Source organism: Neobacillus sp. BP17 (assembly GCF_059579525.1).
Genome location: NZ_CM184198.1, coordinates 3,789,004 through 3,807,737 on the forward strand (window position 1 = coordinate 3,789,004; position 18,734 = coordinate 3,807,737).

Annotated in this window: 21 protein-coding genes and 1 riboswitch; of the genes, 11 read left to right on the forward strand and 10 right to left on the reverse strand. The window is 36.5% G+C overall.

Features of this window, described 5'->3' with window-relative positions; genetic code table 11:
• Window positions 1–487 precede the first annotated feature (487 nt).
• From AC4QJR_RS18320 to AC4QJR_RS18335, 4 genes are all read left to right on the forward strand, one after another.
• On the forward strand, window positions 488–1,741 hold the full coding sequence (locus AC4QJR_RS18320) for an erythromycin esterase family protein (protein WP_496523795.1): 1,254 nt from the start codon (window positions 488–490) through the stop codon (window positions 1,739–1,741).
• A gap of 196 nt (window positions 1,742–1,937) precedes the next feature.
• Window positions 1,938–2,141: a DUF1657 domain-containing protein gene (locus AC4QJR_RS18325; RefSeq protein ID WP_496523796.1), complete on the forward strand. Its 204-nt coding sequence runs from the start codon at window positions 1,938–1,940 to the stop codon at window positions 2,139–2,141.
• 74 nt (window positions 2,142–2,215) lie between these two features.
• A complete protein-coding gene (locus tag AC4QJR_RS18330; RefSeq protein WP_098576716.1) occupies window positions 2,216–2,422 on the forward strand; it encodes a DUF1657 domain-containing protein in 207 nt (68 codons plus the stop codon).
• Between the two features lie 18 nt (window positions 2,423–2,440).
• On the forward strand, window positions 2,441–3,301 hold the full coding sequence (locus AC4QJR_RS18335) for a DUF421 domain-containing protein (protein ID WP_496526707.1): 861 nt from the start codon (window positions 2,441–2,443) through the stop codon (window positions 3,299–3,301).
• 68 nt (window positions 3,302–3,369) lie between these two features.
• On the opposite strand, the gene AC4QJR_RS18340 is transcribed toward AC4QJR_RS18335, so the two are convergent.
• Entirely contained in the window at window positions 3,370–4,353 is a 984-nt protein-coding gene (locus AC4QJR_RS18340; RefSeq protein WP_496523797.1) for a DMT family transporter, read from the reverse strand.
• A gap of 193 nt (window positions 4,354–4,546) precedes the next feature.
• Here AC4QJR_RS18340 and AC4QJR_RS18345 point away from each other — a divergent pair, with 193 nt between their 5' ends.
• Complete coding sequence (locus AC4QJR_RS18345; RefSeq protein ID WP_098576713.1) at window positions 4,547–5,161, forward strand: PH domain-containing protein; 615 nt, start codon at window positions 4,547–4,549, stop codon at window positions 5,159–5,161.
• Between the two features lie 39 nt (window positions 5,162–5,200).
• On the opposite strand, the gene AC4QJR_RS18350 is transcribed toward AC4QJR_RS18345, so the two are convergent.
• Window positions 5,201–5,833, reverse strand: coding sequence for a nitroreductase family protein (locus tag AC4QJR_RS18350; protein ID WP_496523798.1), 633 nt, complete (start codon window positions 5,831–5,833; stop codon window positions 5,201–5,203).
• A 133-nt stretch (window positions 5,834–5,966) separates the two neighbouring features.
• Here AC4QJR_RS18350 and AC4QJR_RS18355 point away from each other — a divergent pair, with 133 nt between their 5' ends.
• Window positions 5,967–6,326 carry a winged helix-turn-helix transcriptional regulator gene (locus tag AC4QJR_RS18355; protein WP_496523799.1) on the forward strand — a complete coding sequence of 120 codons (360 nt, stop codon included), beginning with the start codon at window positions 5,967–5,969 and terminating at the stop codon, window positions 6,324–6,326.
• Between the two features lie 42 nt (window positions 6,327–6,368).
• Here AC4QJR_RS18355 and AC4QJR_RS18360 read toward each other — a convergent pair whose 3' ends face one another.
• Window positions 6,369–7,181 carry a YitT family protein gene (locus tag AC4QJR_RS18360; protein WP_251462827.1) on the reverse strand — a complete coding sequence of 271 codons (813 nt, stop codon included), beginning with the start codon at window positions 7,179–7,181 and terminating at the stop codon, window positions 6,369–6,371.
• 205 nt (window positions 7,182–7,386) lie between these two features.
• Window positions 7,387–7,577: riboswitch (Lysine riboswitch) on the forward strand.
• Window positions 7,578–7,680: 103 nt separating this feature from the next.
• On the opposite strand from AC4QJR_RS18360, the gene AC4QJR_RS18365 reads away from it, so the two are divergent.
• Window positions 7,681–9,162 carry an amino acid permease gene (locus AC4QJR_RS18365; protein ID WP_098576709.1) on the forward strand — a complete coding sequence of 494 codons (1,482 nt, stop codon included), beginning with the start codon at window positions 7,681–7,683 and terminating at the stop codon, window positions 9,160–9,162.
• An 84-nt stretch (window positions 9,163–9,246) separates the two neighbouring features.
• On the opposite strand, the gene AC4QJR_RS18370 is transcribed toward AC4QJR_RS18365, so the two are convergent.
• A complete protein-coding gene (locus AC4QJR_RS18370) occupies window positions 9,247–9,471 on the reverse strand; it encodes a helix-turn-helix domain-containing protein (protein ID WP_496523800.1) in 225 nt (74 codons plus the stop codon).
• Window positions 9,472–9,630: 159 nt separating this feature from the next.
• Here AC4QJR_RS18370 and AC4QJR_RS18375 point away from each other — a divergent pair, with 159 nt between their 5' ends.
• On the forward strand, window positions 9,631–9,804 hold the full coding sequence (locus tag AC4QJR_RS18375; protein ID WP_180230150.1) for a hypothetical protein: 174 nt from the start codon (window positions 9,631–9,633) through the stop codon (window positions 9,802–9,804).
• 47 nt (window positions 9,805–9,851) lie between these two features.
• Here the strand turns inward: AC4QJR_RS18375 and asnS are convergent, their stop codons facing one another.
• A complete protein-coding gene (gene asnS, locus AC4QJR_RS18380; RefSeq protein WP_496523801.1) occupies window positions 9,852–11,243 on the reverse strand; it encodes an asparagine--tRNA ligase in 1,392 nt (463 codons plus the stop codon).
• Between the two features lie 141 nt (window positions 11,244–11,384).
• Window positions 11,385–12,296, reverse strand: coding sequence for an alpha/beta hydrolase (locus tag AC4QJR_RS18385; protein ID WP_496523802.1), 912 nt, complete (start codon window positions 12,294–12,296; stop codon window positions 11,385–11,387).
• A 198-nt stretch (window positions 12,297–12,494) separates the two neighbouring features.
• Here AC4QJR_RS18385 and AC4QJR_RS18390 point away from each other — a divergent pair, with 198 nt between their 5' ends.
• Window positions 12,495–12,725, forward strand: a complete 231-nt coding sequence (locus AC4QJR_RS18390) for a hypothetical protein (protein ID WP_496523803.1) — start codon at window positions 12,495–12,497, stop codon at window positions 12,723–12,725.
• A gap of 166 nt (window positions 12,726–12,891) precedes the next feature.
• On the opposite strand, the gene AC4QJR_RS18395 is transcribed toward AC4QJR_RS18390, so the two are convergent.
• Window positions 12,892–13,203: a hypothetical protein gene (locus AC4QJR_RS18395; RefSeq protein ID WP_496523804.1), complete on the reverse strand. Its 312-nt coding sequence runs from the start codon at window positions 13,201–13,203 to the stop codon at window positions 12,892–12,894.
• A gap of 184 nt (window positions 13,204–13,387) precedes the next feature.
• Here AC4QJR_RS18395 and AC4QJR_RS18400 point away from each other — a divergent pair, with 184 nt between their 5' ends.
• A complete protein-coding gene (locus tag AC4QJR_RS18400) occupies window positions 13,388–13,522 on the forward strand; it encodes a BA3454 family stress response protein (protein WP_375374887.1) in 135 nt (44 codons plus the stop codon).
• Window positions 13,523–13,566: 44 nt separating this feature from the next.
• Here the strand turns inward: AC4QJR_RS18400 and AC4QJR_RS18405 are convergent, their stop codons facing one another.
• Entirely contained in the window at window positions 13,567–14,187 is a 621-nt protein-coding gene (locus AC4QJR_RS18405) for a DUF2238 domain-containing protein (RefSeq protein ID WP_098574941.1), read from the reverse strand.
• 121 nt (window positions 14,188–14,308) lie between these two features.
• Window positions 14,309–16,648 carry an RNA polymerase recycling motor HelD gene (gene helD, locus AC4QJR_RS18410; RefSeq protein ID WP_496523805.1) on the reverse strand — a complete coding sequence of 780 codons (2,340 nt, stop codon included), beginning with the start codon at window positions 16,646–16,648 and terminating at the stop codon, window positions 14,309–14,311.
• A gap of 414 nt (window positions 16,649–17,062) precedes the next feature.
• Between helD and AC4QJR_RS18415 the strand changes: the two genes are divergently transcribed.
• Window positions 17,063–17,596, forward strand: a complete 534-nt coding sequence (locus tag AC4QJR_RS18415) for a YceI family protein (protein WP_496523806.1) — start codon at window positions 17,063–17,065, stop codon at window positions 17,594–17,596.
• Window positions 17,597–17,666: 70 nt separating this feature from the next.
• Here AC4QJR_RS18415 and AC4QJR_RS18420 read toward each other — a convergent pair whose 3' ends face one another.
• Complete coding sequence (locus tag AC4QJR_RS18420) at window positions 17,667–18,608, reverse strand: ATP-grasp domain-containing protein (RefSeq protein WP_496523807.1); 942 nt, start codon at window positions 18,606–18,608, stop codon at window positions 17,667–17,669.
• Window positions 18,609–18,734: the final 126 nt, after the last annotated feature.

The following is an 18,734-nucleotide window of genomic DNA, read 5'->3' on the forward strand; positions in this document are numbered from 1 at the left end:
CAAATGCTTATTTATTTCCTTACAAAATGAAAAAAGAGTTACCTCAATGTATGAAGTAACTCCTGAATTTAATTTACATCTTAGGAGACCCAACCATGACATTAGCCTTTGCCTTTCATGTTTCAATTATCAATCCCTTTTTCGAACCAAAAAGAGAAATGTTCATTGATCATTCAACTAATGTGTGTTTGTTCCGTTGAGGGAATTAATTCACATGGAATTAATGGAATTCAAATTCCCAAAAGAAACATTTTCGGTTTTACCGATAGAGACTCATTACTTACTCGTTCACAATCGGAACGAACACGTATGGTTGAGCCTCCTAAGATGTGAATGTTTATTTCTATCTTTTACACTTATATTATAACACGGGACTTTTTTAATTTACGGACTAGAAGTGTCAAATATGTGAATTATTGGATATGTAAGCGTTTGAACTGAGGGGTAACTTATCTTTAAGTATAATGGAAAGGATGCTTAACATCTTATGCTTAAAGCTATTAATAAATACGCGAAACCTTTTAACACAACTGATGATCTCGATCCATTAATCGATGCAATTGGTGATGCAAAATATGTCCTCCTTGGGGAATCTTCTCACGGAACCTCTGAGTTTTATTCACTCCGAGCAGAGCTATCCAAAAGATTAATTAAAGAAAAAGGCTTCTCTTTTATTGCAGTTGAGGGTGATTGGCCCTCATGCCAGAGTATCAATCAATACATTAAGGGATTTAACCATTCGACGGACGACGTACGGAGAGTACTGGAAAGCTTTAATCGCTGGCCTACTTGGATGTGGGCAAACCAAGAAATGATCGGACTTATTGAGTGGCTGAAGGATTATAATCAACAAACTAATCTTTTTCAAAAAGTTGGTTTTTATGGTTTGGATGTCTATAGTCTTTGGGAAAGTATGGATGAAATTATTCGCTATTTAGAAAAAACGAATTCCAGGAGCCTACAAGCCGCAAAAAACGCTTTTTCATGTTTTGAGCCCTTCAACCGCAATCATGAATCATATGCTGTTTCTGCAGGATATCTCTCTGAAGACTGCACGAAAGAAGCTCTTGAGCTTCTCGCCTCCATCCGGAAAAACAAATGGAAATTTGAAGACAATCAGGAAAGCAGCCTGAATATGGAGGTAAACGCCCTTGTCACCGCAAATGCTGAAGAATATTACAGGACAATGGTCAAAAGTGACTCTAAATCCTGGAATGTCCGTGACCATCACATGGTAGAAGCGCTCAACTCCGTGATTAACTTTTATGGAGATCGTGGAAAAGCAATCATCTGGGAGCATAATACCCATGTCGGGGATGCCAGGGCAACCGACATGAAAGAAGAAGGAATGGTAAATGTCGGTCAAATAATTAGGGAACAAAAAGGGTCGGAAAATGTATACATCGTCGGGTTTGGAACCTATAGCGGTACGGTAGTTGCATCGACTGAATGGGGTAACGACGTTCAAATCATGCAGGTACCTCCTGCTCAATTAGGCAGTTGGGAATCACTAATGCATAAGACCAGTCCGGCTAATAAATATTTACTTTTTACTGATCAGAACCGTAAGGAGTTTTCGACCACCATTGGTCACCGTGCAATCGGTGTAGTTTACCGGCCAGAATACGAACATTTCGGTAATTATGTTCCCTCGAACATGGGGCAGCGGTACGACAGTTTTATCTTCTTTGATCAAACAAAAGCATTGCAGCCACTTGTTTTAGAACATGTATTAATATGAAAACAAGTCTTCCTTCAAAAGTAGAAGGAAGACTTGTTTTATTAATCCACTATTGGATCTTTAAAATTATCAGTATTTTCCTCATCATAATTTTTTATTAAATGGTAATTTTATCTGGTTCACTCAATACATAAGCAATGGAATTATTCACATACTATTTTTGTTACTTAATTTTTTTACGAAAGAAGGATTACTTATGACAGTTGGAACACAAGTAAAACAAGCATTGGCAGGACTAAAAAGTGCTCAGGCAAGTTTTGAAACCTTTGCACTAGCCACAGATAACCAAAATGCAAAGCAACTTTATCAACAAGCGGCACAACAGACTCAATCTGTTCTTGATAGCCTTGAACCGCGCCTTCAAGAGATTATCAAGGAAGAGCCTCAGTATAATCAATAAAATGCAGTTTTAGGTTGGCATTTTTGCCAACCCCTTTTTGATATATTGAATCCCTTATGAAAGGAAGTTTACTTGTGACTATCGCTTCAAATGTTAAGCAATGTCTAGCTACTATGAATGGAATCGAAGCACAACTTGCTTCCTTCGCGCTAAATTCTTTAGATAGTGAAGCACAGGCTACATTTAATCAAGCCATGTTAACGGTTGGAGAAGTAAAAAAAGACCTCCAGTATCGTGTATTAGAACTTGAACGACATGAACCCCAATACAAAGGGTCATAAATCTTGAGGTGAGAAATGATGCCAGATTGGGTTTTTATAATAGTCCGTTCGATAGTCTTCTTGGTACTCTTATTTATTACCACCAAAGTACTAGGTAAGAAACAAATATCTGAACTGTCATTCTTTGAATATGTTGCAGGTATTACCATTGGAAGTATTGCTGGAGAAGTCGTAACGGGTTTGGAAGGTAATATGTTCCATGGTGCACTGGCACTTGTTGTTTTTGGATTCGTAACTTTTCTAGTGAATTTCTTAGCTATAAAAAGTAAAAAGTTTAGTGATTTTGCTGAGGGAAAAAGTACTGTTGTTATTAAGGACGGAAAAATTTTAGAAGAAAACTTGAAAAAAGAAAAATATACCATCGATGAATTATCGGCTCTTCTAAGACAGAAGAATATTTTTAAATTTGCTGATGTAGAATTTGCAGTGTTAGAACCGCGCGGAAATTTAAGTGCATTATTAAAAAGAGAAAACCAACCACTCACACCCAAAGATTTACAAATGAAAATGCCGAATGAGAAAGAACCACAAACGGTTATCATGGATGGAAATATTGTTGATGAATCGTTAAGATGTGCAGGAAAAGGCAGAGGCTGGTTATATACAGAGTTAGAAAAACTAGACGTAACCCTTGATAATGTATTCCTAGGACAAGTGGATTCATACGGAGAACTTACGGTAGATCTATACGATGATAAAATTCAAGTTCCAGCTCCCGCACAACGTCCACTACTTCTGGCTACCTTAAAAAAAATTCAGGCTGATTTAGAGATTTTTTCGCTTGAGACCGATTGCGAAAAATCAAAAGCAATGTATAAGCGAAATGCTAAGAAGATTCAAGAAACCATTGATGTCTTAAGTCCTTATTTAAATGGGTAATAACACTAAAAACACCAAAATAAAAAATAAAATCCTTATCAAGCTTATTTGATAAGGATTAATCATTTCTAACTATTCATTTTTATCGATTGACCATTTTGAATCATTTTTTGGTTACTTTTATGTGAATAAAAGCTATGCAGGATCATACCAACCATGACCAATCCCATCCCCCACCAAGATAGCAGCGTCGGGAAGGCGCTGTTTAGTAATAATAATTCTCCAATTACAGCGAATAATACCTCCACAGATTGTGTCGCCTCAACAGCCGCAAGTTTCTGCATATTTCCTCTAACAAGATCAGTTGCTTTAAAAAATAAAATGGTGGCAATGACTCCTGAAGTTATAGCAACAAGTCCGGATTGGATTATTTGCCCTTTGCTTGGAGTACCAATCGTAAATAGTCCATAAATCGATAAAACAATCCATAATGGAAGACTTGCTAAGGTCATCCCTAATACACGTTGGAAGACATCTAACCGTCCGCCACATATATCCATCATTTTTCGGTTTCCTAGCGGATAAGCAAATGAAGCAATTAACACGGGAAGAATACCTAGGGAAATCACACCAATTGAAATTTGATTGGCTTGTTCCATTTGCATCAAGATAATTCCTAGTAGGATTATTAATGACATACCCAAGCCCTTAAATGGGATTTTTCCCTTTTGCAGGATTGGACCTTTTTTAGTCATAACCCTTTCGTAAAAAAAGGGAGCAAGCAAAGACCCTGAGATAATGGTTACCTGCCAAGTGGCCGCAATGAGCCACCCTGGGGCATATGCTGCAGAAAAACAAATAGGACCATAAAATAATCCAAAGCCAACCGAACTCCATAATAGCCAACCACCTGGATTTTTTTTCATATCCCAAAGCAAGGGTTTAAGATTTTTTCTTCCAATTACAATAATAAGTAAAAAAGGGACCATAAAGAAATACCTTAAAGAAGCACTCCAAATCCAGCTGCCACCTGACTGGTCCATCGATCTGTTGAGGATAAATGTAAATGCAAAAAAGAAAGCCGCTAAGATCCCTAAAATAATCGGCCGCAATAACCTCAACTCCTTCTATTACATTATTAATATGTATATAGTGTATTTTCCATTATAATAGGGGAAGTATCAAGTTGTAATTTTTTTCTATATATGTGAATATTAACGTATAAAGTTTTTTGAGTAGTAATGAAACTTTATTGTCCCCCATTCGTAAGAAGGATGGAGAATTAAAAAAGTGAGGGTGATATTCATGTTTGGAAAAGTAGCTGCCGATATTTTAGGATTAAGTGATGTGGGCTCTGTTATTAAACCCGAGAATTATGACAAGGTAGACGCAGACGATTATGTCATGCATGAAGACAATGAAAAAATTTATTTTCTTATTAAATCCAAATCAGATGAATATTGCTTTACCAATAATGCTCTTATCCATTTAGATGGCACAAGTGCAACTAGCAAAAAACGGATGCTCCATCGTTATAGTTATGCTACCAACCGAATCTCAGACGTATATCTCGAAACCGCTGGAACGGTTGACCTTGACGTCGAAATTAAATTTAAAATTGGCTCCGTGCCTTTCTCCATTGATGTACATAAAAAACATATTGAGGAAATTAAGGATTTATATAAAGCCCTAATTAAAATTTCAGAAATATCACATGAAAATGAAATTTCCCTTCAGTTCGCTAAACAAAGCTTAGATGTTGCCTCCACTACTTTAGGTCGTGTGACAAGTGCAGACAGTAATTTGGTTGTACAATTCAAAATGCTTAATCAAGCGGCTTTTCAATGGTTAGAAGACAGCAAAAAGCAATATATAGTCAAAGATTTCGGGTATGTATTTGAAAAGTATATCAATAACTAAACCGTGAGGCGCATGAAAATTTTTCATGCGCCTCCTCTTTTATTTATAATCTATTAAAACATCTTCCAACGGCAAACGAGTGGTATTAAAAGCAGGTGCTGCCGCCTTCCCTACTGAAATCAACACAATTGGAAATAATCGATCTTCAACATTAAACATTTTCATAAATTTTTCTTTATCAAATCCACCCATTGGAACGGTGTCATATCCTCGATCTTTTGCAATCAACATCAATTGCATTGACACTAAACCAGCATCAAATGAAGCAATATTTTTTAAGACTTCTTCTGAAGCAAATGGATAGGTTTTATTGGTACCTTCAATTAATCGATTCATATTAGCCTCATCCATAAAACCAGCTTCAAAGGCACTTTGGTATACTTTTTCCACGCTTTTATACATTTCCTTATCACCTAAGACAGCAATAACAGCAGAAGCTGTTTCGACTTGTTCTTGATTATTGGCCACTGCTCTAAGTTCCTTTTTTAACTCCTGGTCTTGGATCACAATAAAACGCCATGGTTGTAGATTACTTGAGGATGGTGCTTGTGTTGCTTCTTTTAACATTTCTTTTATTTCTTCTTGAGAAATTTTATATGTTGAATCATATTTTCTAACGGAGTGACGTTCTTTGATAACATCAGATAAACTTTTCGTTAAAGTAGTTTGCATGAGAGATTTCCCCCTAATCAATTTAACTTACTAATAGTAAGCGCAAAATCATCTTACTATTAGTAAGTACCTTTCGTCAAGAAAATAAACTATGATATGATATCGATAGAAAAGTAAAAAAGAGGGATATTATATGAATGAACCGAACAACCAAAAGTGTATGACTCCTTCTGAAGAGGAAATTAAGCATATATGTACCAATTTTCATAATGCGATTGAATTTATTGGTAAACGTTGGATGGGCTCTGTTATTTTTTCACTTATGGAAGGCCCGAAGCGATACCATGAAATTTTTACTTCCATTCCTGGAATCTCTGATCGATTGTTAACCGAACGCTTGCGTGATTTAGAGAATGAAGGATTGATTATTAAAAGGGTGATTGCCACTTCACCTAAGAAAGTGGAATATGAATTAACTCCAACTGGGAAGGATCTTGAAGAAGTTATCCATGTGTTATTGAAATGGATAAAAAAACGAGGAAAATCCCGATGAAACAAAAAGGGTTACATCCATTTAATAGATGCAACCCTTTATTTATGGACTTGGCCGATGAAACAGCCCCATTACTTCAATCGTTTCTGTAATATTAACAAAGGAACGCGAATCGACTTCCGTGATTAAGTGTTTCACTTCATTAAGTTCGTATCTGGAAATGACTGTTATCAATACATTCCGCTGGTTATTTGAGTATCCGCCAACACCGTCCAAAACAGTTAAGCCTCGATACAAATTCTTTAGTAAATGATTCCTCATCTCTTCGCCTTTATCTGTAATAATCATTAGAGTTAATTTTGCATGATCCGTATAGATTGCATCGACTACTTTACCAGTCACAAAAATAGATACTAAGGTATAAAGTGCAGAATCCCAATCAAACAAAAATCCACTAATCATAATAACTACCGCATTCATGCCTGAAAGTAAAGTACCAATTGGAAAATCCCTTTTTCTTGCTACGATCATGCCAATAATGTCAAATCCCCCAGTCGATCCGGAACAACGGAAAACTATTCCGACACCTAAGCCCGTTAACGCACCACCAAAAATAGATGAAAGAATTCTATCATCTGCGATCGCAAATACGGGAATTACATACAGTCCTATCGAGATAACAATAACCGAAAAGATCGAATTCACGATAAATCTTTTTCCTAACATTTTATATCCAATAATTAACAAAGGAAAATTCAAAAGGAAATTTGCCACCCCTGTATTCACCGGTGAGATCATCCCTAATATCATTGAAATTCCACTTAATCCACTGCTCAATACTTCATGTGGGATTAAGAAAAGGTTAAAGGCAACCACAATAATTAGAGATCCCAATATCATTCCAACAATCTGCATGGTAAAAATCCTCCTAATACGAACAGGCATCAATTCTAATTCAAAATAATACCGATACTCTCACTTAAAGTAAAATAAAAAAATTAATTTAAAAAAAACAAATTATCTGTTTATTTCTGATTAGAAAATTACATATTGACAATTCTATAAAAATTCATTTACTATATTAATATATTTAATTTCATATGATAAATCCTCATCAAACCGATGAGGTAGAGGTCGCGGTTTTTATTAGTAAAGTGGACGAGATGTGAGAGACATTCATGACTCTACTTAAAAGGAAAAACTGCCGAAGTGTGCTTTTACTCTTCAAAAAGCATGCTGGGTCTGTCTTCAAATAGGAACAGAACTGTCACGATTATTTCTACCAGCTAATCGTGTTGAGCTATCTTTCGGAAGGTATGATGCGGGGTATTGTAATGCCATCGATTATTCCTCGATGGCATTTTTGTATTCCAAACTCCTTCACGAAAAAAAAGAAAAAAGAGGAGTCAAGACTATGCAAACAGCTAGAGTATTAAAAGAATCTGAATATACCAGTGATTTAACACTAGAAAAAGCTCCATCGGACTTAAAAAGAGGGTTAAAATCTCGTCATCTGACCATGATTTCGCTTGGCGGAACGATTGGAACGGGTCTTTTTCTTGCTAGCGGCGGCGCAATCCATAGCGCAGGACCTGGCGGAGCCATCCTATCCTACCTTGTTATTGGTGTCATGGTTTACTTTTTGATGCAAGGGTTAGCTGAAATGGGTGCCTATATGCCCGTTGCAGGAAGCTTTAGTACGTATGCCACCAAATTTGTCGATCCATCCCTTGGTTTTGCGCTCGGCTGGAACTATTGGTATAACTGGGCCATAACGATTGCTGCAGAATTAGCTGCGGTAACGATGATCATGAAATTCTGGTTCCCAAATACTCCTTCATTTATCTGGAGCGGTATCTTTTTAGTGATTATGTTTCTCTTAAACTACCTTTCTGTTAAAGGATTTGGAGAAGCAGAGTATTGGTTTTCCTTAATTAAAGTGGTAACAGTTATTATTTTTGTTGTTACTGGTACGTTAATGATTTTCGGTATCATGGGTAATGAAGCACCTGGCTTCAAGAACTTCACGATTGGTGATGCACCATTCCACGGTGGATTTTTGTCAATGCTAGGCATCTTTATGGCTGCAGGCTTTTCCTTTCAAGGAACTGAACTATTAGGTGTAGCAGCTGGTGAAACAGAGGATCCAAAAAAAGCCATCCCACGTGCCGTGAAGCAGGTGTTCTGGCGTATTTTATTATTTTATGTATTGGCGATTTTAGTCATCGGGCTTCTTATTCCTTATACAAATGACAATTTAGCAAATGGCGACGTTACTGTAAGCCCGTTTACTTTGGTTTTCCAAAAGGCAGGAATTGCTTTCGCTGCATCAATCATGAATGCAGTAATCTTAACCGCAGTTTTATCGGCAGGAAATTCAGGAATGTATGCATCAACTCGTATGCTTTGGGATTTGGCCCGACAAGGTAAAGCTCCTAAATTCCTTGGAAAATTAAACAAAAGAGGCGTTCCAGTAAATGCCCTCATTGCAACAACTTTGGTGGGGACACTTGCTTTCCTTGCCTCATTCTTTGGTGATGGAACAGTGTATGTCTGGTTGTTAAACGCTTCAGGCATGTCCGGCTTTATCGCATGGCTAGGGATTGCTGTATGTCATTATCGTTTCCGAAAGGCATTTATTGCCCAAGGTAAAGATTTAAGCTTATTACCATATAAATCAAAACTTTTCCCATTTGGCCCTATCTTTGCTTTTCTTGTATGTGGATTTGTTGTCTTAGGACAAAACTATTCAGCATTTATGGGTGATCATATCGATTGGAATGGAGTATTAGTCTCCTACATCGGCCTGCCATTATTCTTACTTGTTTGGGTGGGATATAAATTAACAAAGAAAACGAAAGTAATTCCTTTAAAGGAATGTGACTTAAACCCTTAATTCCAAAGAAATAGTACGCAAAAATGCGTGCTATTTTTTTCATACAAAAAAACAGACTCTATGTTGAGTCTGTTTTTTATGCTTCTATGCTTCTTTCTCCTCTGAAGACCAAATATATAAATCTTCAATCCGGCAATTCAATTCTTTGGAAATGGTCATTGCAGTATTTAGGTTCATTACTTTCTTTGACAAGTAGTCGTTGAGTTGAGCTTGGGGAATATTTGTATTCCTTCCCAAACTTTCCAAGTCCATACCGTTTTTGGATAGTAATACTTTGAGGTTACTTTTTCTTGCCTTATAATTTGTCAAAATGACACCTCACTTTCATTAAAGCATAACACATTACGTTTTGTTTTGAAAGGAAGTGGGCTTTAAGATTTCCAATTGAGCTTAATTATCCAATAAGAAAGCAATGGGATTAAGGATTTTATGATATACTAAATAAGGAATAGGTAAAGGGGTGTTAAAGTGAAAAACTCAACCAATCTATACAAAAACGGACAATCAGTAAATATTATTGAAACTGGCGAAGTCGTCACCATTCTAAAATCACAATATGTAAAAAACATGAAAAGATATTCTTATATCGTTAAGGAACACCCGGAAACATTCTTTTTCGAAGAGGAATTAAAGGATCAATAAACTCAAAAAAGAGAAGACCAATTCGAAAACTGGTCTTCTCTTTCTAATTAAAACTCAGCATTCCCTGTTGTTCTTGGGAACGGAATTACATCCCTAATATTAGTCATTCCTGTTAGATACATAATTAAACGCTCAAAACCAATACCATAACCTGAATGTTTCGTACCGCCATACTTCCTTAATTCCAGGTACCACCAGTAATCTTCTTCACTCATGCCAAGTTCATTTATTTTACCCGCTAAGATTTCTTCCCGTTCTTCACGCTGACTTCCGCCAATCAATTCACCAATTCCCGGTACTAATAAATCTGTTGCAGCCACTGTTTTGTTGTCTTCATTTAGCCTCATATAGAAAGCTTTAATTTCTTTTGGATAATCAGTAACAAATACAGGTCGTTTGAAAACTTTTTCACTTAAATAGCGTTCATGCTCGGTTTGCAAGTCAAGGCCCCACTCAACTGGATAGGCAAACGTTTCACCTGACTCCCGTAAAATATCAATCGCTTCTGTATAGGTCACACGGCCAAAGTCTGCCGTATAGGCATTATTTAACCGGTCTAGTAAACCTTTTTCAATAAAGCTGTTAAAGAAATTCATTTCTTCAGGAGCCTGTTCTAATACATAGCCAATTACATATTTCACCATTTCTTCTGCTAAATCCATGATATCCGGCAGTTCAGCGAAGGCAACTTCAGGCTCAACCATCCAAAATTCCGCCGCATGTCTTGCGGTGTTAGAGTTTTCTGCTCTAAATGTTGGGCCGAAGGTATAGACATTCCGGAATGCCAATGCAAACGCTTCTGCCGATAACTGCCCGCTTACGGTCAAATTGGTTTCTTTGTTAAAGAAATCCTTGCTAAGATCCGTTTTGCCCTCTTCATTTTTCGGAAGATTGTCCATATCTAAGGTAGTTACTCGGAACATTTCCCCTGCACCTTCTGTATCACTGCCGGTAATAATTGGTGAATGAACATACACAAACCCTTTATCTTGGAAAAATTTATGAAGCGCATAGGACGCAAGCGACCTTACACGAAAAACTGCTGAAAATGTATTAGTCCTTGGCCGTAAATGGGCAATTGTTCGTAAGTATTCAAACGAATGCTTCTTCTTTTGCAATGGATAATCCACATTTGACGTACCTTCAATCACAATGTCAGTCGCTTTTATTTCAAAAGGCTGCTTTGCTTGAGGAGTATGAATAAAGTCCCCTTTTACCCTAATGGATGAGCTGATTGGAAGTTTCGCGATTTCCTTAAAGTTCGCTAACTGCTCATCAAAAACAATCTGTACACCTTTAAAAAAGCTGCCATCATTTAATTCAATGAACCCAAAAGTTTTGGAATCACGAATGGTCCGAATCCACCCAGTTAATTCTACTTTTTGATCAATATAGCTTTCGGTATTTCTGTATAAATCCTTGATTAAGGCCTGTTTCATTGGTTTTCCTCCTAAATCTTATGTAAAAAGGTAAAAAAACCTCCCATCCCATTGGGACGAAAGGTAATATTCCATAATACTATCATCGTTTTTCTTTTATCCCTTCAATATTATATAAAAATCATATCAAATTAGCAATATTCAACAAGATTTCCGTTTTAAAAGTAATTTTTTAGTCAGCGTCGATTCTTTTAAAAGCTTGGATTTCTGCCCAGAGAATTGCACATTCAGCCATTCTATCCGGTCATAGAAGGCATCTTCGCAGTCGGAAAATAAATGATTCGTATCATACCAAATGATTTTTTTGGGAGAACTAGCAATTGAATAAAGAGAATTAGCATGGTTTCGACCGATATATTCGTCATTTTCAGCAAATTGGAAAAAGATCGATGCTGGCGAAGCATTTTTAACATAATGAATCGCATCCAATTTTTTAAGACTCGAAATAAAAAATTCGAAGCGTTCAGGTGGTAGGAAACCACGAATTAGCACGGCTAATGGATGCTCACTTGTCATTTGCATCTCTGACACCTGTCCATATCCTGAGATCAGAATAAATGTTTTTATGCGATTTTCAATACCTGAAAGAATACCACCCCATGCTGCCCCCATGCCTTGGCCGACAAAGGCGATCTTGGATTCATCCACCTTTCCTAGTTCTCTAAGCAACGTAACTCCCCTTTTTATATCCATTACTGTTTGAATATATTTTTGGATATCTGCCATTTCCTCAATCGTTTTTGTAAACCCTTTCTTTCCTCGCAACTCTAGTTGTTTATTCCCTCTTAAGTATTGGGCTTCAATGAGCAGGGTTATATAGCCCTGGGTTGCTAGCATTTGGGCTTCACAGAAAAATGTTTTTCTATCTCCTTGACTTGGGTGCATATAAATGACTGCAGGTAGAGGGCCTAGTTGATCCGGTATGAATAGGTAGGCTGAAACCTCTTCTTTGAAAGGGCTTTCATATTTTACGTCATTAATATGATATCCATCTTTGGTAATTGTTTTAACCACCGCAAAACCAGAAAGTTTTTCTTCCTTATATTCAAACATTAACAACCGCCCCCGCGAAGATTCTTTATTATAATTTATTTGAATTTTCTAATTAATAGACCGTTTTCATACAAGATTCTTATATAAAAACAAAATCTCTAAAGTTTTAATAAGTTTTCAGAATATTAGCAGGAAAAAAGTTGCTTCTCGTCGAAATAGTAAAAAAATGTTATTTTTGATTATAGAGGAGTGATAATTGTGGATAAGGTAACATGTATTGCCTATCTATTATACAAGTCATCCAAGAATCAAGACATTAGAGAAAAAGCAATCCTTTTATTAAACGGCGATTTGTCCATACGAGATTTAAAAAAAGATGCGTCTATTCAGGCACATGTGATCATTGCTGAATCACTGATGAAAAAAAATCAAATCGACAAAGATCAAGTTCAGCACTTTGCCGAGCAATTCATGTATTTAGAGGTGTAACATTCAATAAGATGTTATTGTCCAATTGATTTTTCGTAACAAAAAATACCACTTCCATTTTGCATGGTTGTTGAATTATAATAATTAAATCCTAATGCTTCCCAAAAGCGTTGTGCTCTTAAGTTCTCTTTTAATACACCAATTCTAACGATTTTCTTACCTCGTTTCAGCATCTCATTTTCGTAGACTGCAAATGCCTGTGCACCGAACCATATCCTTGATAATCACCATGCAGCAGTAATAGCCCTAACCACGGGTAATGGTCCTTCGGGTTTTCTAGTAAGTAATCAATTATTCCAATATACGTGTCATCAAGCTTAATAAAGGCACTGATTGAATTAGGATTTAAGAATTCTTCTTCCATATCAGCAAGTGTTCTGGCCTCTTTACCATTTTCAAATATATTATATTGGGGATTCGAGTTAATCATTTCGAGTGCAATATATAACGTTTCTTTTTTAACCTCTTCAAAATACATTGAAATTAGAAACCTCCATTTTATAGATACTCTAATATGATTATATCAAAACTAAATACTTTAGAAATGTTCGATGAACAATTCATGTCATAATTTTTCAAATTGCAAATAGGTTTAATCGTTGTGTAATTTTTAATTACATATTAAACCAATAAATTTTATTATTGAAAAGGAGATTTTATTTATGGTACAAGTTGAAGTAACTGTTACTTTCGAAGGAAAAAGCTATTTAACAAACGTCATCACCAATCGTGAAACTTCAGAGGATGAAATATTCCAACTTGCTTTAGAACAAGTTCAAAAACAATGGAAGAAATAAAATTAACCAGCAGATTGATTCTGCTGGTTTTTGATTTTTTCAGATTATTCACTCGTTACAATTTTTTGAATCTGCCGCGAATGAATGATACGTAAAGTAATGTAGGAAATAATACTGCCAATTAATGCTAACAGCATGTCCCATTGGGTATCCCAAACATCACCTTGGGTTCCAAGGAAAGCCTCTGCTGCTTCTCCTGTCAACAAAGCCACAGTGAATTCGACTAATTCATAGGTTGCACTAATAGCTAAACATATACAGATTACCGTAACGGGCAGCCATTTGGAATCTCGCAACGGAGAAGTTCTTATCAATAATTCACGGATAATAATTGCTGGAATAAACCCTTGTGCGAAGTGACCAAGACGGTCATAATAATTGCGGTCCAAGTCCCAAATATCTCTAAACCAATTAAACAACGGCATTTCTGCATATGTATAGTGACCGCCAATAAATAAGATTGACGCATGAACAAGGACTAAAAAATAAACCAGTGTTGTAAATTGAAAGAAACGATAGGTTAATAATAAGATAAATACACCTAAAAGTGCCGGAATCACCTCTAGCCACCACGTGAAACGATCATGGGGATGAATCGCTGACCAAATAAGGACAATAGAGAAAAGCAGAAGAAAAATAATAAGACTTCGATGTTCCTTTAGCAAGTGAATACCTCGTTTCCAAGTTTGTTGTAGATAGCATGTATAAAAGTTGGTAAGAAAATACTTCAATTATAATCTAAAAGAAACTGTATGTTTCTAAATGAGACATACAGTTTCTTTATTGTTAGATTACATTGGTTTTTTCGAATAAGTAGGTATCGTTTGGCGTTTTCTCCATTAAAGGGCTAATCCCTGACGTGGTAAGCATATGCAGCTCATGCATGGCCCTTGTGCAGACGGTATAAAATAATTTCCGTTCACTTTCATCCTTGTACCCAGAACAATCATACAAAATTACTGCATCAAATTCGATCCCTTTCGCTAGATACGAAGGAATAACAAGGATCCCTTTTTCATATGAGATTGTTCCCTTCTCAATTAGATGCAATGGAATCTCGTTTTTAAGTGCATGATAGGCCCTTATGCTTTCATCAGACGTCCTGCATATGACTGCAATGGTACGATGTCCTTCATTTTGAAAATCTTTTATTTTTCTTACAATTACTCCTGTTCTGCCATCCTCATCAATGACTGAAACTAACGGTTTCCTGCCCCTGCGATTAAACGGTTCAATATTTTCTCCACCTTCAATTAACGTACTGGTAAAGTCAACAATTTCTTTTGTGGATCGATAGGTTTTGGTAAGGACAAACGATTCGACCTCATCCTCTGCTTTGACTTGGTGGGATAGAACAGTTTCCGCACCAGTAGCCCCAGAAAATATTGCTTGATTAAAATCCCCAAGCAAAGTCATTTTGCTATAAGGAAATAGAGTTTGAATAAAAGCAAACTGAAATGGTGAGTAATCTTGTGCTTCATCTATAAAAATATGCCGTATCGCAGTATTAGACTTACGGCCTTCAATTAAATCCTGGAGATACACATATGGAGTGGCATCTTCATATGGAATGATTTTCTCATTTAATTTATCCACCGTCTGTCTGCATATATTCTTCCAATCAATCGGCAGGCTTTTATCCATATATTCAACTTGTTTAAATAACTGGCAATAAACGCGGGGAGCATCGACAAACCGCAAACTTTTTACTCGTGTAAATAAAGGCTTGAACTTCTCTTTTACGACCATTTCTGCAAGAAACTTTTGCTCTTGCTCAAAATCATCAAATGAATTACTGGAAAATTGATTCTTTTCCTGAAGCTTTTTGAATGCCTCCATAAAATCTTCTTTTTCGAGGTATTGGATTTCATCCTCCACCCAACTCCTTGAACGCTCTTGTCTAACCTTTCTCTTTAAATCTCTTAACAACCATTCTTTAACAAGCTTCATTCGATTAGGAATGGTAATGTGATCCTCTAAAGAATAAAAATAATCATGAATCTCCTTTTTAGAAATTATTACATCTCCTCTAAATTTTAAATCCCTAAAAATTAGTCCCTTTTGCGATAATCCTTTTGCGTATTGATCGATGATATTCTTAAAGTCCAAACTTGATTTAAAGCGAATCCCCTCTACTCTTTCCTCATACCCCCTATCATCCTTGCCACTTAGCAAATACTCCATTTGGGTAAATGGGTCTTCCACATCAAACTCCTTCCCCAATCGAGAATATAGGTATTCCTGAAAGGTGGATTGCTGCATATTTTCTTCCCCAAGCTCCGGTAAAACTGTGGCCACATAGCTATTAAATAGTGGGTTGGGAGAAAATAACACAATATTTTCTGAATTTAAGGTCCCACGATAACGATAGAGCAGGTAGGCAACCCGTTGCAGTGCTGCTGACGTTTTACCACTCCCGGCAACCCCTTGAACGATCAGTATTTTTGCACGTTCATTGCGAATGATTTCATTTTGCTCCCGTTGAATAGTAGCAACAATGCTTTTCATTTGAGTGCTCGCATTGTTCCCAAGGACCTCCTGAAGCATTTCATCTCCAATCGTTACCCCTGTATCAAACATCCCTTTAATCTCTGAGGCTTTTATAATAAATTGACGCTTTAAGCTCATATCCCCCTCAATCGTTCCTTCTGGGATTTTATATTGAGCTGGGCCTGGTGAATAGTCATAATAAAGGCTCGATATGGGTGCACGCCAGTCATAAATTAAGAAATTTTCATCATGTTCATCCATCAACGACGCAATTCCAAGGTACACGTGGTCCGTGGCTGTTTCTCCTTTTTCTAAAAAATCAATCCGTCCAAAGTATGGGGAATACTTTAATCTTGACAGTGTGTTAAGCTGTTTATCCAACTGATTATGTGTCCGCTCACGTTCAGAGAGGAGTTCAACCTGCTGTTTGATACTCGCCGCTGTTTCAATTACATCATCAGGTTCATCTAAATTGACGGTTACATCTTCCCAAAATTCCTTTCGAATCTCAAGGACATCAGCACCAACTTTTCCTGCATTTGATTTTAATTTATTTATTTTTTTATCGATTTCATTTACCACTGAAGTGACTCTTGTTTGTTCCACTTGCCAGTCTTTGCTTAGTAAATCGCTCATCCAACCACTCTCCAGGTAAGTTTTGGTCAATTGTTGACAATTGAATCAAATTGTGTTAATGTTATAATAGGTAATTTTTAAACTATTGCATAATATTCAATTTATGCCAACTGTCATTTTATCATGCTCCCTCTACATTTTCAAGTAGTTTATTAATATGAATCAAAAACGCCTTTTGGGCGTTTTTTTATTGTCTATTTTCCTTCTACCGCAATCAATAACCTCCAACCTTTCCCATTTATAAAATTCAATCTGCCATATTTAACTTATAAAGATAGTATGAGAAAAAGCTTTAAAAAAATTAATAAAATATAATTGACAATATGTTTGTCAGCAACATATAATTTACCTTGAATTAAGTTATTTTGATTTCGAGATAAATATCAAAAACAAACATACTGGAGGAATTTAAAAATGACTAAAACCAAATGGGCTCTTGATGCATCACACAGTAGTGTAGATTTTTCTGTTCGCCATATGATGATTGCAAACGTGAAAGGTACTTTCAACAAATTTGATGCGACAATCGAAGCAGATCCAACAGATTTAACAACAGCAAATATTGAATTTACCGTTGATACAGCAAGTGTAGATACAAGAAATCAGGATCGTGACGGACATTTAGTTTCTGCAGATTTCTTTGATGCAGCCAATCATCCAGCGATGACATTCCGTTCCACAAAAATTGAAAAAACGGACGATGGTGAATACAATGTTACTGGTGATTTAACACTTCGCGGTGTAACAAAGCCAGAAACCTTTGCAGTTACTTTTGAGGGTCAAGGAAAAGATCCATGGGGAAATGAAAAAGTTGGTTTTAGTGCAGAAGGTACGATTAATCGTTCTGAATATGGCCTCGTTTGGAATGCTGCTCTTGAAACGGGCGGTGTCCTTGTTGCTGATAAAGTAAAAATCAATCTTCAAATTCAAGCAGCAAAAGCAGAATAATTAAAAGTTGGTCACATAAAGATAAGGCGTGAAGAAATTCACACCTTATCTTTATACCTTTTTATATAAACTATACTATCAAACGTTCTAGCTCTTCTTTCAAAAACTTAGCAAGCTCTAACATTCCAAATTTTCCTGCCCTTGCTTCAGCCTCTGAATTATAATTGGTATTTGTATTGATGTCATACGTATAAATTTCGCCTGCTCCATTACAGATAAATTCAATGCCGGCTACTTGAATCTGGTTAGCAGCAAGTACCTGTTCATACTTTTTAATTATAGGGTCTGAAAAACCAGCAATGATTTCAAATTTTGGTTTCTCTTCCTTCTCTTCGCCAACTGGACAAAATAAATCACCAATCTGGCAGGCATCTGCCGGGCATAATTGAAATCCTTCCGACGTATCTACCTTAACTGCATAAACGAATTTCCCGCCGATAAATTCACAGCGAGTAATAAAACTTTCCGGTGCTTGTATGTAATCTTGAATTAATGTTATCCCGTCCACTGGTTCTTCGAAAGAAGGTCCCTCTACATAATTTATTAATCCCTCTAAAGATTGAAAAAGCTGTACACCCAACCCTTTCCCCGCTCGGTTATGTTTTGTGATAAAAGGTTTACCCATAAATTCAACTGCCGCCTCAAGGATTTGCTCCTTCCCTACTGCTGCAATGGTTCGAGGTGTTTCGATTCGGTATTTATTAAGTTCCAAGTATTGAATTACTTTACTAACTTCCAAATGTAGTGCTCGCGACCCGTTAATAATCTTTCTGCCGTGTGCTTCTAGCCAGGAAAGGACTTGTCCAGCAAATTCGGGCGCAAACCGATGACCTCTTGTATGTGAGGACGCACTCATCCGGTTATAAAAAACCCCTTCTGGCGGTTCTTTTGAAAGGTCCAGACGGCCGCTGTCTAAGTGCCATTCTTCATAAGGCACACCTAATTCGTCTAACCGCTTTGTAAGATGAATGGTCCAGTCGTTATTTTCATGGATGATATATACTTTTGTCAATACGAACGTCTCCCCTCGGTCTCATAATTGCCTTTATATTAAAAATTATAATTTTGATTGGTTAATTTGTGAAGATTGTGAAATTAATTAAACGAATTCCAAAGATAAATAAAAAAGGCTGATTCG

What these genes read in the sequence shown, in the direction of transcription:
- AC4QJR_RS18320 (WP_496523795.1), top strand. Translation starts at nt 488, where the DNA reads ATGCTTAAAGCTATTAATAAATACGCGAAACCTTTTAACACAACTGAT.
- AC4QJR_RS18325 (WP_496523796.1), top strand. Translation starts at nt 1,938, where the DNA reads ATGACAGTTGGAACACAAGTAAAACAAGCATTGGCAGGACTAAAAAGT.
- AC4QJR_RS18335 (WP_496526707.1), top strand. Translation starts at nt 2,441, where the DNA reads ATGCCAGATTGGGTTTTTATAATAGTCCGTTCGATAGTCTTCTTGGTA.
- AC4QJR_RS18345 (WP_098576713.1), top strand. Translation starts at nt 4,547, where the DNA reads ATGTTTGGAAAAGTAGCTGCCGATATTTTAGGATTAAGTGATGTGGGC.
- AC4QJR_RS18350 (WP_496523798.1), bottom strand. Translation starts at nt 5,833, where the DNA reads ATGCAAACTACTTTAACGAAAAGTTTATCTGATGTTATCAAAGAACGT.
- AC4QJR_RS18355 (WP_496523799.1), top strand. Translation starts at nt 5,967, where the DNA reads ATGAATGAACCGAACAACCAAAAGTGTATGACTCCTTCTGAAGAGGAA.
- AC4QJR_RS18360 (WP_251462827.1), bottom strand. Translation starts at nt 7,181, where the DNA reads ATGCAGATTGTTGGAATGATATTGGGATCTCTAATTATTGTGGTTGCC.
- AC4QJR_RS18365 (WP_098576709.1), top strand. Translation starts at nt 7,681, where the DNA reads ATGCAAACAGCTAGAGTATTAAAAGAATCTGAATATACCAGTGATTTA.
- asnS (WP_496523801.1), bottom strand. Translation starts at nt 11,243, where the DNA reads ATGAAACAGGCCTTAATCAAGGATTTATACAGAAATACCGAAAGCTAT.
- AC4QJR_RS18385 (WP_496523802.1), bottom strand. Translation starts at nt 12,296, where the DNA reads ATGTTTGAATATAAGGAAGAAAAACTTTCTGGTTTTGCGGTGGTTAAA.
- AC4QJR_RS18395 (WP_496523804.1), bottom strand. Translation starts at nt 13,203, where the DNA reads ATGTATTTTGAAGAGGTTAAAAAAGAAACGTTATATATTGCACTCGAA.
- AC4QJR_RS18400 (WP_375374887.1), top strand. Translation starts at nt 13,388, where the DNA reads ATGGTACAAGTTGAAGTAACTGTTACTTTCGAAGGAAAAAGCTATTTA.
- helD (WP_496523805.1), bottom strand. Translation starts at nt 16,648, where the DNA reads ATGAGCGATTTACTAAGCAAAGACTGGCAAGTGGAACAAACAAGAGTC.
- AC4QJR_RS18415 (WP_496523806.1), top strand. Translation starts at nt 17,063, where the DNA reads ATGACTAAAACCAAATGGGCTCTTGATGCATCACACAGTAGTGTAGAT.